Here is a 16,770-nt window from a genome sequence, read left to right as displayed (position 1 = left end):
TTCTATTAGAATTCTGGAAAAAAAGGGCAAAACATTGGACAACTTCTGGCTGATCGACATTCTCCTCACCCTCGCCGCACTGCTGATTGCCAATCAGTACTGGCGTCTTACCAATGCTCGCTTCCAATCAGCTGCACTCTTGGTGATGGCGGGTCTTCTATTTATCGCTGTCTCCGCGATTGTCGGTGCCTATCGCTACGGTATTGATCCCGGGGCAACCCAATTACACCGGGCTTTACTGCAGCTATCCGGGTTTAGTTCGCTGTTGCTAATTGGAATAGGGTTGGTTTGGGCACGTTTCGAGATAGGTATTGGACAGAGTGCCCGGGGACCCGCTTATGTAGTGCTGGTGCTGGTATTGGCCTCGTCTATTGGCGTCTCGGAAAGTGGCAGGTTATCGCCGCAGGAAGTGACAGAGGTATTTTCCGCCCTGGGGCTTCTATTGTGGTTGTGGGTTGCAATGATGGAATTGATGTCACCGCGACGATTATCGCCACCAGGCCCTTTGTTACTGGGGGCAGGGGCAGTAGTCATTGCAATGGATGGATTGTTTGTGGGTACCGGCGCTCCTCGGGTGCTGGGTTTGGCGCGTACAAACTGGTTCCACCTGCTGCTGGGCCTTTCGCTGTTTTCACTGTTGGCTGCCCGCCCGTTATTTGAAAAGGACAATAATTCAAATGAGTAAAGTTACTACTGAACTTCGCGGAGGTTGCCACTGTGGCGCTATTCGCTATCGGGCGCGGCACGAGCGCGACTCAGAGGAGAAACTGGTAGCCCATGCGTGCAATTGCTCGATGTGTGAAAAAGTGGGTTTTCTGCACGTCATTATTCCCGCTGAAAACTTTAAGCTGGAGTCTGGGGAAAAAGACCTGGATTGTTATACGTTTAATACGGGAGTGGCCAAGCACCTGTTTTGTCGCCATTGCGGCGTTAAGTCTTTTTATGTGCCGCGCTCCAACCCGGATGGCTATAGTCTTAATGCGCGCTGTTTTGATGAGAGGCCCGGAGACTTGGAGGTCGAACCTTTCGATGGTCAAAACTGGGAGCAGAACGCCGCAGAGCTGGCCCATCTCAGTAAATAAGTCGCGCAAAGAAAGTGATGCTCCAATCAATATCAGGTGATATGAGAGCTTATGGAAACTGGTCTGGTCTACGCTGTCTTACTCGATCGCAAAGGCTCGGGCCGAGAGCTTTCCTGGGCAGAGGTGAAATCCTGGCAACCTGATCAGGGAATTCTCTGGTTGCATTTTGACTACGACAGCACCAACACCGTCGAGTGGCTGCAACAGGATAGTGGACTCACAGCTACGGCGATAGAGACCCTGTCTGCGAAGACAACGCGCCCCTGTGTAATGACTGTGGATCAGGGGCTGATGTTGGCTATGTACGGCATTGAGCGAAAATCCAAACCGCGTGCAAAGGATATGATCGCCATTCGCATTTGGGCCGAGGAAAACCGTATTATCAGTACCGGCCGACGGAAGTTGCTTTCAGAGGATGACTTGCTTTCTCGCTTGCGCAGTGGCTTTGGTCCCCGTGGAACTGCGGCTCTTTTGATGTCCCTGGCAGATCTGTTGGTCTTGCGTATGTGTGATCGGGCCGAAGACTTCGAAGAAAAAATCGATGACCTGGAAAACCTGTTATTAGATAAGGGAGGTTCGGAGCTCTCTTCCCTACTGGTTCGGCTGCGCAAGAGAACTATCGTATTGCGACGCTACTTATGCCTGCAGCGGGAGGTGCTCGGGCGTTTGCAGCAGGAATCCCTATCCTGGTTTGATGAGCACAGCCACGCCCTCTTGGGAGAGGTAAATGATCGGTTACAGCGCCATGTTGACGATATCGATGCGGTAAGGGAGCGCGCGGCAATCGCTCAGGAGGAATTGTTGAGTCGCACTTCGGATCAGTTGAATAGTCGTATGTATGTACTATCAGTGGTGGCAGCAGTTTTTCTGCCGCTGAGCTTTCTCACTGGATTGTTTGGGATTAATGTCGGCGGTATTCCCTGGGGGCAGTCGTCATTGGGCTTTATTGCTTTTTGCATCTTGCTGGTGGTGGCATTGGCTGGGCAGATCGCTTTGTTTTACTGGAAAAAGTGGTTGTAGTTATCTTTTGAAGTATCCTAGCTAAATAGGTTATTTCAGTTATCTGGGCTGCCAATCAGCCACGAAACCCTATAGACCTTACGATTCGATCAGCATTCGCCATAATGGTAAAGGTGATGGTTGAGCCTGCAATATTGGGAAAGTTGGCAGAATCCACAATATGGACATTTTTAAAGTGTGCCGGCCTTCCTAAGAGGTCTGAGCGGAATATCTCATGTTTTCCTCCCATCGGGAAACTGCCACCAAGGTGGAAGCTTTTGCCTGGTGGTAGTACGGTGAGAAAGAAGGGGGGACCATACCAAGCCTTATCAGTGAACGCCTTATTAAAGACTGTGTTCTTTGGGCGATTTCTCGGGCTCTCGTATTTTCAATTCCTCTTATTTCTATTGAAGAGCTATCTGCTTGTTTGTCGGTTAAAGTTAGTTCCAATGAGTCAGAATCCTCAGAGGACATAAAACCCTGAATTACGTATAAGCGATCCAAGGCGACTTGCTTTGGGAAAAGGGGGGAGTAGAGATATTAATTGCTCTTCAATAATTTGGCTTCGACCGTAAAGTTGAAGGTGTATTTGTTCAGGGCTTATGTTTGGATTGTCAATCTCTAAAAAGATTTCTGCGAGGGTAAACTCAATCTCATAACGATACCCTTTGTAGAGAAAGAGGGGGAAGAAAAAATACTGGCTGTTTTTGATTTTGATTGGAGTATTTAATAGATTGAGGGATCTTGCCAGTATTGTAGTGGTGGCAAACTGGCCGGTTGCGAGAAAAACTTTCTGTGCGGTAATTTTTTTTATTTTGCTATTGGTTATATCAACTGCAATCACGTTTACGCCTTGACTTGTTTCATGAATCTCCAGGACAAGAAGACCTTTATGTATGGTGAGTTTGTCTTTTTGTAGTTTTTCAAACAAGTATTTAGGGTTGAAAATAGATTGGTATGGGCATCCGTCAAAGCAGTGGCCGCAATATCTACATCCATGCTCCCCCTTGCTTGCATCTACCGCTAAGCGGGCTCGACCAAATTCAATGCCATTCCTCTGGAGATTACTTTCAATAGCCTTCAATTTTTTCAATAAGAAATCTGTCGGCGCATTTCTTTTGATGGCAGTAAAGTTGTTAGGGAATAGTGGATACTTGTTATTGAGATTGTCTATCTCCGCACTTATAGGCATATAGCGGAGTACATTTTTGTAGGATGGCGTTAGTTCATTTAAGGAGATAGGCCAATTTGCTAGCTGACTTTCACTGTAGGGCATGATAGCTGCACCCCATACGTTCCCAAGCCCACCAAAGCCATGGGAAAATTCTGTATTACAGTTTTTTGTCGTAATGCTGAGAGGTTTTGGTACTCTGTATGGAAAGTCAGACCCAAATAGATATCTTCTTTCCAGGCCTTTTCGGGAGGCTACTGGAGCTGGAAACAGTTTATCTTTGTCCTCCTGAGTCCATGCATCAATGTTTTTTTTGGATAAGATATTAACTTGGTATTTGATATCGTCTTCAAGGTCATATGAAACATCAACGACTTCAACTTCTTGCCCAATATCTTGCAATGCCTTGACTGTAGCGATACTCGCAGGACCACTCCCGACAACTAGGTTCTTAATCCTGTCCACTGAAAGCCCTTCCCGCCAAGCATGCGGTTTATGCGTGGGTTAAAGTTCTCCTCAATAAGCAAAATTGTAGCTGGATTGGGTTTTCAGTCCGGTGTCGTTCACTTTGTCGGTAAATTGGTTAAGCCCCTACCGATCCCCTGCGGAAGAGGCTGTGTGCCGCTCGTTTAGTGTTTAACCCATGAGAAGTCTACAAATACTGGGTCGTGGTCGCTCAGCCCGGTGTACTCCGCGGAGCCAATGTAGTAATTGGTTACGTCCAGCGTGTAATTGGGGTTGTTATTAATAACGACGACATGATCGGTATCGTCCTGAAGTTCATCAGCACAGGCTTCCAAGCTGGTGTCGCTGCCAGATAGCATATATTGGCAGGCATGCTTGCCGCCGGTTTTGGCAAAAAATGCTTTCCAAGTTTGGTAGTTTGTACCGCGCCAGCCGTCGTCATTTTCATCAAACGCCATATTGAAATCACCAGCCAAAATGACTGTGGCATTACTTGAGTGGGCGACGATCATATCGGCAATCTGGTCGAGTTGCTTGGCTTTGGCATTTAGATCATCGTCTTGGTGTCCTGCATCCATATGGGTGTTGTACACATGAACATGGAAGTTTTTGGTCACTTCAACTTTTGCTACGGTAAAGCCTTTTTCGGTATCACAGTCATTACCTGCGCACTTATCAAAAGTTTCCTCCTCATAAGTGGCGAAGGTGTAGTCGTCGTCATCGCGATTATCTCGGTCAAACGGAAACTTGGAAAAGGTCAGCAGGCCATTGCCAAAGCTGGTACCAGTGCCTTTCCAGTGTTTGGAGCGATAGGGGACTGTGTCGTTATCGAGCTTGTCGTCGTCGTCCAGATAATTGGCTTTGGTTTTGCTCCAAGCCTCCTGCATCAACCAGAGGTCTTTGGGGTTATTATCAAAAGTGTTAATAATTTGTTTGAAGTCAGACTTGCTGTTGCCGCCTATACACTCCAAAAATCCATCCATGTTGTAGACGATCATGTCAAAGCTGCCTGAATTGGCATCGGCAAATTCAGTGTCACCGTATTCATAGCCGTCCAGGTCTTTTGAGCCGGTATCGTCGACATCATCAATAAATTCAAACCAGTTACAAGAAGTAATTGCATCCCAAACGTCTTCAAAATCTACTGCTGCGGCGGAATGGCTGAATAGAAGTGTGAGTGAAAAAAATATTCTTTTTATCATTATTGCTCTCCAACTTTGTTGTTACCGACGGTTTTGTAGTGGGGTCGAAAATTGGGGCGTTTCTCTGGCGGCCCCTTTGTTTTCGATGGGGGGGATGATGGATAGCGTAGATTACAAATTGGAGTAAAGGAGGTTTTTTTATTTTATTTTTCTGTAAGGGCGGCGCGATTTATTTTTTTCATAAGAAAATAATAAAAATCACGAAAGTTGTATATTTTTATGCAGGTAATAATTGATTCGTTAGGCGGGTTAAGCAGGATCGGGAAGTATTATTTAGAGTGGTCTGAAGGCCGTAGAAAAGTTACAAAATTCTTTAGGACCACTTAAATGGTTCCATCCGTGGAGCCAAGGCACTCAATGAGTGGCGGTAAAGGGATAGTTGATCGACGAGTGCTGGTTAACCAAAGATAGTGACCATTTGGTGGGAGAGGGCGGTTAAACGTCCATCGGCATCCCACAAGCGGGCCTGTATTACTGCGTAGCCATCCTCGGCCTGTTCCACTTCGGCCTCGTATTGCCACCAGTCAGAAGCGGTGCGCTCTGGGAGTGGCTCCATAAACTCCACTGTCCATGTTAATGAGCTGGCGGGAGCCGGCTCTTTCATCATCGGGAGTGTCGCCGGTGGCCAGGCATCGATCAGTGCGAGTAAGTGGCTGATACCAGTACGGCTCTCACTGCCATCCTTAAATCGTACCCAGCCACCTAAAACTCTCTCTTTCGCGCCGCTGAAAGGCAGGCCCCCACATGCGATACGGTAATCGAACTTCTGTGTAAATTCCGGCACTACACCTTCGATATAGGGCAGGGGCAGGCATTTATCCGGGGTGGGGTACTCCGGTGCTGAGGGACCTTTGGCGAGAACGGATGACTCCCTGCCGCGGCCAAAACTGGCGAGGCCCGCCAGCATAACGGCATCATCCTGATCGAGGTGCCCCTGTACCTGAGTGACAGAGCGGCCTGCGCGAAGGACATCCGCGCGGGTGTTAATCGCCCCTGGGGCAACCGGGCCTACGAATGAGGTGGTAAAAGAGCGCAAGCTGCTGTCAGAAGGCAGCTCTGAAGCCATCTGCTCATACAACATTGCGGCTACAAGGCCGCCAAATGTAGCCCGCCCCTGGGTCCAGCCTTCGGGCACAGAAGTGGCGCCATTGGTCGAGAGCCAATCCTGGATTAGTTGGTCGAAAGTCATAGTGTTACCGCTTGAGAGCGGCAGGTGGGACCTGCCGCAGAAAAATACCGGGTGAGAAGCACCCGGATGAGGGGAGTATTATTTAAATATGTGTTCCTCGCCGGGGAAAACGCCTTGCTTGACGTCCTCGGCGTATTTGCGCAGGGCCCCGGGAATATCCTCAGCCTCTACCAGGAAGTTTTTGGAAAACTTGGGGGGCTGTTGGGTGAGGCCCAGGATGTCATTGATTACCAGTACCTGGGCATCGCAGTCGCGGCCCGCGCCTATGCCGATGGTGGGCATGGATACGGCTTCGGTAATACGCTTTGCCAGGTCGGCGGGTACACATTCCAACACCAGCAGATCAGCTCCGGCTTCGTCGAGTTGTAGGGCGTCTTCGAGGATTTGCTTGGCGTGTTCTTCGTCGCGCCCCTGAACGCGATAGCCTCCCAGTTTGTGTACTGATTGAGGGTGAGGCCCAGGTGGGCGCAAACGGGAATACCGCGATCAGTAAGAATCTTCACGGTGTCGGCGAGCCAGGCGCCTCCCTCGATCTTCACCATATGTGCACCGGCCTGCATGATCCGGGTTGCATTCTGGAGTGCCTGCTCTGGGGTGGCGTAGGTCATAAACGGCATATCCCCCATAATCAGGGACTTCTTATTGCCGCGCGCGACCGCCTCGACGTGGTAAATCATTTGCTCCATCGTCACTGGCACGGTGCTGTCGTAACCCAGCACGGTCATGCCCAGGGAATCTCCGACGAGCAGTGTCTCAACCCCGGACTTTTGTGCCATCGCAGCCATAGGGGCATCGTAGAGAGCAACGGTAATAAACTTCTCACCATTCGCTTTCATTTTTCGCAGGGTTTGAACGGTTACGAGCTTTTCTAATTCAGAGGGTGCATACATAACGATTAACTTCCTGGGTTGTAATAGTGCCGGCCACTGGTGATCGTGAACAGATATTCGACCAGCTGTTGGTAGTCCTCTGGGCTATCGACAATGTCGATCTCCTCGGTATTGACGATGAGTAGAGGCGCCTCATCGTAAAAATGGAAAAAGCGGGTGTAGGCGTTGTTGAGGGTGGCGAGGTACTCATTGCTTATCGCCTGCTCAGCCGGGATTCCCCGATTGCGGATTCGGGCTTGCAGCACATCGAGGGGGGCTTGCAAATAGATCACCAGGTCCGGCTTGGGTGCTTCCAGGGTGAGGTGTTTGTACACCTGTTGGTATAGGTGCAGCTCATCCTTATCCAGGGTGACTTCAGCAAACAGCTGGTCCTTTTCGATCAAAAAGTCCGACACCCGCACCGGCTCAAAGATATCGTCCTGCCGCAGTGCCTGGATTTGCTGTGATCGCTGGAGGAGAAAGTGCAGCTGGGTGGGCAGTGCGGCGTTTTGGGGGTCCCGGTAGAAACGCTCCAAAAAGGGGTTCTCCTCGGGTAATTCCAACAGCGTGTCGTAATTGAATGTGGAGGCCAGCTTCTTTGCCAGTGTGGTTTTTCCCACACCAATATTGCCTTCCACCGCGATAAATTTAGGCGGTGTTTTATTGGACAGGTTGAGTTCAGCTGTGCTGGTCTCGGGTTTTTCGATAACCACTTGAGCGACTCCTCTTTGTCTGGGGTCTTCCCTGATGAGTTGCAAACGCAAAAGTACTATTGAGAGGGCCGCCCGTCGAGTAGTTGGGGAGCCTCAGTCGATCAAACCTTTTCCAGGCGGTTTTCCGGGCAGCCCTGTAAGAGTGCTGGAAGGGCTCCCAATCCGGGCAGTTCCATCGCGGGAGCCAGTTCAGAAAGGGGTAGCAGTACGAAGTTGCGCTCGGCCATGCGCGGGTGTGGGACCTGTAGGCGGGGCTCATCGATTTGAGATTCCCCAAACAACAGGATATCCAGGTCCAGGGTGCGGGCGCCCCAGCGGATGGAGCGCTCGCGCCCGTGGGACAGCTCGATAGATTGGAGCTGGTCCAGTAGTGCTAGCGGGGACAGTGCTGTTTTCAATGCTGCGACGGCATTGATGTAATCGGGTTGATCGCCGGGGCCGACCGGGGCGCTTCGGTAAAAGCTCGAACACTCCAATAATTCTGTACTGGGGATTCGTTCCATGGCCGATAGGGCGCTGCGCAGTTGTTTGCCGGGCTCTGCCAGGTTACTGCCCAGGCCGATGTATACCGTTTCCATTACTGTTCTGCTCTCGGCTTGCGACGGCGGCCGCGAGAGTTGCGGTTGCGGCGCCCACCGCTGCCTGTGCGCTGTAGCTTGCGCACCATTTGCTGGCGCTGCTCATCGTCAGCCTGTTGGAAGTCGGTCCACCATTTGCCCAGGCCCGCTTCAATCTCGCCACTTTCTTCCCGCAGCAACAGGAAGTCGTAGGCGGCGCGGAAACGAGGGTGTTCCTGTAAGCGCTGGGCCCGACTGCCACCGCGCTGGGGCAGGCGCTGTTGCAGGTCCCAGATTTCCCGCATGGGGATTGAGAAGCGCTTGGGAATAGCGGTGTGGGCTAGCTGTGAACTGGTAACTTTTTGTGCTGCTTGGGCCAGCGCTGGCGCTGGTGGGGTGCCCTTGGCAATCAGCTTTTGTTGCTCGGTGCTCACCGCAGGCCAGAGTAGGGCGGCGTAGAGGAACGCTGGGGTAACACGCATATCGGCGCGGATACGTTGGTCCGTGTTGCGCAGGGCTTGCTGGGATAGTTTCAGGGCCGCGTTGTTGGCCTCAATTTGTGCGGCGTTGTCCGGGAACAGGTGTTGCCAGAGCTGGTACTGGCGCAGCAGCTCAAAGGTGCGCTCTCCGTGGCCACTCATCAGCAGCTTGAGAATCTCATCGAACAGGCGAGCCGGGGCAATATTACGTAACAGTGGCGCCAGCTCGTGCAGGGGAGCTTCCGTCTTGCCTTCAATAGTGAAATCCAACTTGGCGGCGAAGCGCACTGCGCGCAGCATGCGCACCGGGTCTTCCTTGTAGCGGACCTCCGGGGAGCCGATCATTCGAATCAGGCGCTTTTCAATATCCTCGACACCGCCGGTGTAGTCGTGGATTTCGAACCCTTTGGTGGTGTAGTAGAGCGCATTGACCGTGAAATCCCGACGCATGGCATCACTTTCCAGGTCGCCATAGACATTGTCACGCAGCAGCATACCGTGTTCGGACTGCTTGGCTTCGTGAGTCTCGCCATCGCTGTGGTGACCGCGGAAGGTAGTCACTTCGATAACTTCACGGCCTATACGGGCGTGCAGGATGCGAAAGCGGCGGCCGACAATGCGGGCGCCGCGAAACAGCACCTTGGCCTGCTCTGGAGTGGCGTCGGTGGCCACATCGAAATCCTTGGGGTGGCCGCCGAGCATCAGGTCGCGCACACCTCCACCTACGATATACGCCTGGTATCCGGCATCCTGAAGGCGCTTCATAACTGTTAAGGCCGCGCGGCTGATTTCTCGGCGCGAGATGCTGTGGTCGTTGCGGGCGATAACCCTGGGGCCTTTACTGGCCGGCTTGCGCCAGCGTTTGATACTACTAATCAGGTTGTTGAGCATACGGCTGTCTATGTTGACTGCTGCCATTTAGGGATGGCCGGGAAAGCCCCGCTGTGCTTGGCCACGCATTGGTTGGCGGCCTGTATAAGTGGTGGTCCCTCTGGGGAGATTCACGATGGCACTGCTGGAGCCTCTATACCTGGGCTACCCCAGGAGCGAGTCCGGAAAGGAGCCTCAGTGGCTGTTTATCCTCAGAGATCGGGACTCGCGGGCGCGATTCTAACACACGCAAAGGAATGCGCCCGCAATATGCGGGTGCCTGTAAGTTCGGGGGAAAAGAAATATGGGAATTATTATTACCAGTATGAAGGCAGCGGCTTCCTTGCGCTCTCAATTTGCTTTCAAGCAAACACCCTCTCCCAGGTACAGTTCAGTCAGTTTGCAACGCGCTTGTTGTTATTCTTATTCTTCTTGAGTTTTATTGTTATTGTTTATTGTTGTTCTTGCGGTTTTGGCCACTCATTGCTTTTATTGTCGGCCGCCCCATTATTTTTATTATGTTTCGCCCCGCTTATTGTTAGTTGTTATAGGGCATTTAACAGTCATTTATTTTTATTGTTGGCTGTTTTCAATTTTTGTACTAAGAGTAAAGCACTTAGTATGCCAACTTTTAAAAATCCTTATAAATCAATAATTTACGATCTTTACGAAATTTGACGGAACTTTTCTGAGAGCCATTGCGTTACGGAAGGTGCGAGAGTTGTTACTTCTGGGTGGGTGTGGGTAACACTCTGGTTGGTAACCCCTGTGGGGGTGGGGTAACAAAGTGGTCGAAGGAGTTTGACAGGTGAGGACGGATTGGGAGCAGGGGGCGAAGCCCCCTGGGGATAACGTTAGTTTTAAGCTTCTGCGGCGGCGCTGCGGCGGCTCTTCTTGCGGGGGATGCCCAGCTTTTGGCGTCGTTCCCACAGGCATTTGCGGCTGACGCCGAGCTTCTTGGCCAGGTCTGTCTCACTCATGGTGTCCTGGTGCTCAATAACGAAGCGGGCGAAGTAGTCTTCCAGGGACAGGTCCTCACGGGGGTCGGTGTGCAGGCTGCGGGGGCGCGGGATGCCGTCGGCCTCTTCGATCGGCACCAGGTCCAGATCGATATCCAGGGTTTTGTGGTCGATCTCGCGGCTGTTCTTATCCGTCAGGATTACAGCGCGCTGGATGGCGTTCTCCAATTCGCGCACGTTACCGGGCCAGGTGTAGGTGGTAACAGCCTGGATGGCCTCCGGTGACAGGCGCAATAAGGGGCGCTCGATCTTGGTGCAGAACTTTTCCAACAGGTGCTCTGCCAGTGCTAGGACGTCTCTGCCTCGCTCGCGCAAGGGGGCAAGCGTCATTTGCACCACATTGATGCGGTAGTAGAGGTCTTCCCGGAATTTACGCTCCGCTGACAGCTGGCGCAGGTTGCGGTGGGTGGCTGTTACCAGGCGCACATCCACTTTGCGGGATTCGATCGAGCCGATTGGCCGCACTTCGCCCTCTTGCAATACACGCAGCAGGCGGGCCTGAGCCTCCAGGGGCAGCTCACCGATTTCGTCGAGGAACAGGGTTCCTCCATCGGCTGCCGCTACCAGTCCCTCGCGGGAACTCTGGGCACCGGTAAATGCACCTTTCTCGTAGCCGAACAGCTCAGATTCAATCAGTGTGTCGGGAATCGCGGCACAGTTGACGGAGATCAGCGGTTTGTTGGCCCGGCGGCTCTCCTCGTGAATAGCCCGGGCGACCAGTTCCTTACCGGTGCCGGTTTCACCGTGCACCAGGACGGTGGCGTCTGTGGGGGCAACTTTATGGATGCGACCGTAGAGCTCCCTCATCACTGGGCTGCTGCCAATCATGCCGGCGATAGTGCCGGTATTCTCTTTCTCGTTGATGGGCTGGGCGCGATTCTGCTCCGCTTTGCCTATGACCCGGCGGACGGTTGCGAGCATTTCGTCGTGATCAAAGGGCTTGGCGATATAGTCGGCGGCCCCCATACGCATGGAGTCCACCGCAGAGCGGAGGCTGGCGTAACTGGTCATAATCAGTACCGGAATATCACCGGCGTGCTTGAGCAGGTCGGTGCCCGGTGCGCCGGGCAGGCGCAAATCGGAAATAACCAGGTCAACTTCATTGAGGCGGTACTTGGTGAGCGCCTCCTTTACCGAACCCGCTTCACTGATTTTGTAGCGGTGCCGCTCTAAAAGCTTGCGCAGCGCCGTTCGGATAATGGCTTCATCTTCGACGATGAGGATGTGGCTCATATGTTACGCCTGGTTACAAAATGCTCAGTAAGCGCCTAGTTTTACCCGGGCGCCGTTTCGATGCAACTCAAAAACGGTTAATCGGGTTATTTTTGCACAAATAATGATCGATATGGGTGTCCAGCCATCTCAGTCGCCCAGGGGGAGTTGCACAATAAAGCGGGCGCCAGTCCCGGTTTCCGGGTTGGCGGGACTGACCAATTCCAGCTGGCCGCCGTGCTCCTCGACAATGCTGTAAACCATTGCCAGGCCCAGTCCTGTACCCTCGCCGGGCTCTTTCGTTGTGAAGAAGGGCTCCAGAATCCGTTCACGATGCTGAGCTGAAATTCCCGGTCCGCTGTCGGTGACAGAGACACAGGCGCTGCCGCTCTTGCGATAGCCCTCAATTAGAATCTGGCCGCCATCGGGGCTGGCATCGCGGGCATTGCTGAGCAGGTTGATAAACACCTGGATCAGGCGCTGGTTGTCTCCCGGGGCGATCAGGTCTTCGGGTACCCGATTCTCAAACTGGACCTCGGTCTTATCCCGTTGCAGGGACAGCAGGTTGACCGCCTCCTGCACACAGGCATAGAGATCTACCGGGGCCCGCTCGCTGTCTTCTTGGTTGCCGCTGTGAGAGAAGTTGACCAGGGAGTGGACGATACGGCTGATGCGCTGGGTCTGGCTCAAGATCTGGTCGGCGGTTTCCAGGACCTCCGGGTTGTCACAGTCGTACTGGAGGTTTTGTGCCAGGCAGGCGATTCCCGTTACCGGGTTACCCACTTCATGGGCTACGCCGGCGGCCAGGCGACCCACAGAGGCCAGGCGCTCGCTGTGGATAAGTTCCTGTTCCAAGACCTGTGTTTCGGTAATGTCCTCCAGCAACAACATTTGTGCATCGCCGCGCTCGTCGCGGGAGCGGTCGCTGCGGCTGCGTTTTTGCCGTGCCTTGTGCAGGTTGAGCCAGTGGCTATTGCCGTCGAGGCTCACCTGTTGCTTAAAGCGGCTGGCATCAGTGGATAGGGCGAATTCGCCCAGCAGGCTGCGCCAGGGTTCCGCCAAGTATTCCAGTTTCGAGCCGATTACCTCGCTGGCACTGATACCGGTGAGGTCCTGCATGGCGTAGTTCCACAGCAGGACTTCTCCGTCGCGCCCCAGGGAGCAAGCGGCCATCGGCAGCTCTTCCAGCATTTGGCGGTGATACAGACGCAGGTTATTGAGTTCTGCGGCCAGGCCAGTGAGCTGGTGCTTGTAACGGCCCAACCGGGTCTCGATCAGGTGAATGTCCTTGTTTGCCGGCTGATCGCTGTTCTGGAACGGGAAGTGTCGATCAATAATTTGCACCGCCAGAACACGCCCCAGCAGGCCGGAGAGATTGGACTCCAGCTTGTTGCGCAGTTGACGCAGGGCGTAGGGGCGGCGCTCGTTGTCCGGCAGATTGAGAGCGGCGAGAGCGCGTTTAACTTCTTTATTCGCAGTAGCGGCTCCGAGGCTTTCAGCCAAGCGCAGGCGAAAATCTGCGGCGGATTCCACATCCAGTCCCAAGCGCAGAGCCTGGGCGATGGTGTCGTCGCTACACAGGTCAGCGGCGTACTGCTCCAGGCTGCTGGTGCGGGTGAACAGAGACAGGCCGACAAATAACAGGACATTGACCCCCAGTGACAGGGTGGTGATCTGTGTCCAGATAGACATTCCCAGGGGAATTTGGAGGGAAGTGCCGGGCAGGGTGATGCCGGTAATCCCAAAAATTGACGGAATTAACAGGCCGCCCCCCCAAAGTAACATGCCTGCCAGCAGACCACCGACAAATCCGCGTCGATTGCCTCGCGGCCAGTGGATTACAGCAAAAATCCCCGGCAAGAACTGAAGTGATCCGATAAATGCCAGCAGGGCCAGGTCCGACAGGGAGAGTCGGTTGTTGAGCAACAGGTAAAAGGCAAAGCCGGCAATAAATAGAGCGGCGATCAGCGCGCGGCGCAGCCACACCAGCTGCCGGTACATATTGTCCTCAGAGTGCCAGCGGGTGCCGGGTAGCAGCCAGTGGTTCATCACCATGGTGGCGAGGGCCAGGGTGATCATAATCAGTGCGCCAGTGGCTGCCGATAGGCCGCCGATAAAGGCAAGGGTGGTGAGCAGCGCCGAGCCACTGGCGCGGGGAACCGCCAGGGAGAAGTACTGCACCGGGCCGGCCACATCCAGGGCAAAGCCCGCCCACATGATGGGGAAGATGGGCAGGGCCATCAGCAGCAGGAACAGGGGGAAGCCCCAGCTGGCGGTGCGCATTGCCTGTCCGGTGGGGCGCTCGGCAATACTCAGGTAAAAAATATGTGGCATAGCCACGGCAGTGGCGATAAACACCAGCAGCAGGGTGTGGGATGAGCCCTGCTTGATGGGGGTGTAGAGCAGCTGGTGCATATCGGGGTTCTCCAGCAGCCACTCATCCAGGCCGGAAAACCCACCGAAGACGCCGTAAATGGCATAGCCGCCCACAGCGGTGAGAGCCACCAGTTTTACCAGGGACTCCAGGGCCATGGCACTGGCCAGGCCCTCGCCACGCTCGCGGGTAGCTCCGTACATACTGGTGAATACCGCCAGCAGCACGCAGTAGAAAAATGCGATTAAATTTTTGCTCGATACACCGCTGTCCGGCAGCGCCAGGGCTGCCACACTATCCCGCGACAGCAGCGCCAGGGTCTCAGATACCGCCTGGATTTGCAGGGCGATCAGGGGGAGCAGCGCCAACAGCATAAACAGGGTGGCGAGAGTCCCCGCCTGGCGGCTGTGATAGCGGAACACCAGAAGATCTGCCGGGGAGTACAGCTGGTAGCGCTGTGCCAGGCGCGCCAGTGGCTCAAGGGCTACTGGCGCAAACAGGAACATGGCGCCGGTGCCCAGATAGTAGGCGAGCACCCCGTAACCATATTGCCAGGCCAGGTCGACGATACCGTAGAAAGTCCAGGCCGATAACGATACGCCCAGGGAGAGCACATAAACCAGCGGGTGGCGCACCCAGCGGGAAGGCAGCCAGCCCTTGGAGGTGGCGAAGGCGACAAAAAACAGGGTGGCGATGTAGGCCACTCCCACCAGGGCAATGTGGGCAATATCAAAGCTCATTCGATTTGCGCCTCCACTGGATAAAAATCGCCAGTAGGATCAGCACGAACCAGAGGATAAAAGGCCGGTACCAGGCGCCGACGGGATTGATCATCCAGGTAAAGATGGTGGGGGAGAATACATAACCCACCAGCACCAGCAGAATTAATAGTGTGCGGTTACTCATAGATCGCCTTGAAAACCCGCTAGAGAAATTTGTTGCCCGCGCACTGTACCGGTGAGAAGTCATCCCTGTGTAATCGTCAACGCGGGTTATCAGCCGGAGCCCTAAGGGCGGCTGGCGCGGAAATGGTAAGTGCAGCTTGGAATCAGTGCAATTGGCGGTTGCGCATATCTATCTGATGGCGGCGCCAGCGCGCGGTAGCCCACTTGAGAATATGCTCGGGGGATTCTGTTAGGGCAGTGTTTGGCAGTTTGAAGCCGAGGAACTGTAAGGCCTTACACAGGTTATCGGAAGCCATGTTGTCGTCGATAGCCGGCGCGTGATTTTGTTTGCTGAGTTTTTGCCTGTCGTCAGGGCCCATCACCAGCGGCAGATGGCCGAACTGGGGGGAGTAGCGCCGAGGATTTTAAACAGGCGCTGTTGTGCACCGGTGGTATCCAATAGATCTGAGCCGCGCACCACCTGGTTGATTTGTTGGTCGATATCGTCGACAACGACTGCCAGTTGGTAGGCATAGAGGCCGTCGCGGCGCTTGAGAATGGTGTCTTCGCGGATGAGCTGCCGTTGCTCTCCGTGCCAAATATCCACAAAGCTTTCCTCGCCGCCTGCGCATTGCAATCGCAGCGCTGAGGGTTCGCTCACATCGTATTTAAGGCGACAGAAGTCGTTCGCATGTCCACCATTTTTCTTAATCTGGCTGCGTGAGCAGTCGCAGGGGTAAATCAGTTGCCGTTGGCGCAGTGTGGACAGGGTTTCCTCGTAGAGTGCGTAGCGCTTGCTCTGCCATTCGACGGGGCCGTGCCAGTGCAGTCCGTGGGCTTCCAGGGATTTCAGAATGCGGGTTGCCGCGCCGGGCTCTTCCCGGGGAGGGTCGAGGTCTTCCATGCGCAGGAGCCAGTGTCCGCCATGGGCGAGGGCGTCAAGGTAGCTGCCGACGGCGCACACCAGTGAGCCGAAGTGGAGCGGTCCACTCGGGGAGGGTGCGAAGCGACCAATATAGGGAGTTGTGCTGTTCAAAATGAATAGGGGCGATACATTGATCGCCCCCTCCGAGCAGGGCGATCGCAAGCGAACGCCGTGCCGCTATCGGTTGTGGATCAGCCGGAGATCTGCCGTTCCTTGATTTCCGCGAGGGTTTTGCAGTCCACGCACAGAGTGGCGGTTGGACGGGCCTCCAGGCGGCGAATGCCGATATCAACACCACAGGCTTCGCAGAAACCGTAGTCATCCTGGTCGATAAGCTCCAGGGTGGCATCGATCTTCTTGATCAGCTTGCGCTCGCGATCGCGGGTGCGTAATTCCAGGCTAAATTCTTCTTCCTGGCTGGCGCGGTCTGCGGGATCGGGGAAGTTTGCGGCCTCGTCTTTCATGTGGGAAACGGTGCGGTCCACTTCCGCCATCAGCTCGGCCTTCCAGGCCAACAGCAAGTTGCGGAAATGCTCCTGCTGCTTCTCATTCATGTACTCTTCGCCCTGCGTCTCCTTGTAGGGCTCAAAGCCGTGCAGAGATTCGGTGCTCGCAGCAGTTTTGGGCATAGTCGTTGCCTCTCTTTCTATACGGGCCCCCCTTTATGGGGGCGATACCACCAAATTCAATCTAGCCTAGACCGGAATCTTTCTAAGTGATGCTTTTTTCACCTATCAAATTCGCTGCGGTGTCAGGCTAA

Annotated in this window: 16 protein-coding genes and 1 pseudogene; 4 read left to right on the top strand and 13 right to left on the bottom strand. The window is 54.1% G+C overall.

Annotation, left to right across the window (positions count from 1 at the left end):
- The first annotated feature begins 34 nt into the window (after positions 1 to 34).
- The 3 genes from QT397_22270 to QT397_22260 are packed head-to-tail and all read left to right on the top strand — an operon-like array spanning position 35 to position 2,102.
- Positions 35 to 685: a hypothetical protein gene (locus tag QT397_22270; protein WNZ55544.1), complete on the top strand. Its 651-nt coding sequence runs from the start codon at positions 35 to 37 to the stop codon at positions 683 to 685.
- Positions 678 to 1,082 (top strand): GFA family protein, encoded by a 405-nt coding sequence (locus QT397_22265; GenBank protein ID WNZ55543.1) that lies wholly within the window; start codon positions 678 to 680, stop codon positions 1,080 to 1,082. The genes QT397_22270 and QT397_22265 overlap by 8 nt, the downstream gene beginning before the upstream one ends.
- Positions 1,083 to 1,133: 51 nt before the next feature.
- Complete coding sequence (locus QT397_22260) at positions 1,134 to 2,102, top strand: zinc transporter ZntB (GenBank protein ID WNZ55542.1); 969 nt, start codon at positions 1,134 to 1,136, stop codon at positions 2,100 to 2,102.
- A 442-nt stretch (positions 2,103 to 2,544) separates the two neighbouring features.
- Here the strand turns inward: QT397_22260 and QT397_22255 are convergent, their stop codons facing one another.
- The 7 genes and pseudogenes from QT397_22255 to pcnB form a co-directional block, all read right to left on the bottom strand.
- Positions 2,545 to 3,717 carry a hypothetical protein gene (locus tag QT397_22255; GenBank protein WNZ55541.1) on the bottom strand — a complete coding sequence of 391 codons (1,173 nt, stop codon included), beginning with the start codon at positions 3,715 to 3,717 and terminating at the stop codon, positions 2,545 to 2,547.
- A 164-nt stretch (positions 3,718 to 3,881) separates the two neighbouring features.
- A complete protein-coding gene (locus QT397_22250) occupies positions 3,882 to 4,919 on the bottom strand; it encodes an endonuclease/exonuclease/phosphatase family protein (GenBank protein ID WNZ55540.1) in 1,038 nt (345 codons plus the stop codon).
- A 397-nt stretch (positions 4,920 to 5,316) separates the two neighbouring features.
- Entirely contained in the window at positions 5,317 to 6,108 is a 792-nt protein-coding gene (locus QT397_22245) for a thioesterase family protein (GenBank protein ID WNZ55539.1), read from the bottom strand.
- Positions 6,109 to 6,186: 78 nt separating this feature from the next.
- Positions 6,187 to 6,998, bottom strand: a pseudogene (panB, locus tag QT397_22240) (3-methyl-2-oxobutanoate hydroxymethyltransferase).
- Between the two features lie 5 nt (positions 6,999 to 7,003).
- Positions 7,004 to 7,690, bottom strand: a complete 687-nt coding sequence (locus tag QT397_22235) for a deoxynucleoside kinase (GenBank protein ID WNZ55538.1) — start codon at positions 7,688 to 7,690, stop codon at positions 7,004 to 7,006.
- A gap of 101 nt (positions 7,691 to 7,791) precedes the next feature.
- Positions 7,792 to 8,268, bottom strand: coding sequence for a 2-amino-4-hydroxy-6-hydroxymethyldihydropteridine diphosphokinase (folK, locus tag QT397_22230; protein WNZ55537.1), 477 nt, complete (start codon positions 8,266 to 8,268; stop codon positions 7,792 to 7,794).
- Entirely contained in the window at positions 8,268 to 9,617 is a 1,350-nt protein-coding gene (gene pcnB, locus QT397_22225; GenBank protein ID WNZ58582.1) for a polynucleotide adenylyltransferase PcnB, read from the bottom strand. Before pcnB ends, folK begins: the two co-directional genes overlap by 1 nt.
- Positions 9,618 to 9,650: 33 nt before the next feature.
- Here pcnB and QT397_22220 point away from each other — a divergent pair, with 33 nt between their 5' ends.
- Positions 9,651 to 10,274: a hypothetical protein gene (locus QT397_22220; GenBank protein WNZ55536.1), complete on the top strand. Its 624-nt coding sequence runs from the start codon at positions 9,651 to 9,653 to the stop codon at positions 10,272 to 10,274.
- A gap of 182 nt (positions 10,275 to 10,456) precedes the next feature.
- On the opposite strand, the gene QT397_22215 is transcribed toward QT397_22220, so the two are convergent.
- The 6 genes from QT397_22215 to dksA all read right to left on the bottom strand — a co-directional run bounded on the left by QT397_22215 (position 10,457) and on the right by dksA (position 16,639).
- A complete protein-coding gene (locus tag QT397_22215; GenBank protein ID WNZ55535.1) occupies positions 10,457 to 11,848 on the bottom strand; it encodes a sigma-54 dependent transcriptional regulator in 1,392 nt (463 codons plus the stop codon).
- Between the two features lie 129 nt (positions 11,849 to 11,977).
- The gene (locus QT397_22210; GenBank protein WNZ55534.1) at positions 11,978 to 14,941 is read right to left on the bottom strand and encodes an ATP-binding protein; all 2,964 of its coding nucleotides are present in this window, start codon (positions 14,939 to 14,941) and stop codon (positions 11,978 to 11,980) included.
- Positions 14,931 to 15,107 (bottom strand): hypothetical protein, encoded by a 177-nt coding sequence (locus QT397_22205; GenBank protein WNZ55533.1) that lies wholly within the window; start codon positions 15,105 to 15,107, stop codon positions 14,931 to 14,933. Before QT397_22205 ends, QT397_22210 begins: the two co-directional genes overlap by 11 nt.
- Positions 15,108 to 15,249: 142 nt before the next feature.
- Complete coding sequence (locus QT397_22200; protein WNZ55532.1) at positions 15,250 to 15,465, bottom strand: hypothetical protein; 216 nt, start codon at positions 15,463 to 15,465, stop codon at positions 15,250 to 15,252.
- Positions 15,465 to 16,121 carry a tRNA glutamyl-Q(34) synthetase GluQRS gene (gene gluQRS / locus QT397_22195; GenBank protein WNZ55531.1) on the bottom strand — a complete coding sequence of 219 codons (657 nt, stop codon included), beginning with the start codon at positions 16,119 to 16,121 and terminating at the stop codon, positions 15,465 to 15,467. Before gluQRS ends, QT397_22200 begins: the two co-directional genes overlap by 1 nt.
- A gap of 80 nt (positions 16,122 to 16,201) precedes the next feature.
- On the bottom strand, positions 16,202 to 16,639 hold the full coding sequence (gene dksA / locus QT397_22190; GenBank protein ID WNZ55530.1) for an RNA polymerase-binding protein DksA: 438 nt from the start codon (positions 16,637 to 16,639) through the stop codon (positions 16,202 to 16,204).
- Between the last annotated feature and the right edge of the window lie 131 nt (positions 16,640 to 16,770).

Source organism: Microbulbifer sp. MKSA007, from assembly GCA_032615215.1.
Lineage (GTDB): Bacteria > Pseudomonadota > Gammaproteobacteria > Pseudomonadales > Cellvibrionaceae > Microbulbifer.
Note: the sequence above shows the minus strand (reverse complement) of the source record. Positions and strands in the feature narration are given on the sequence as shown.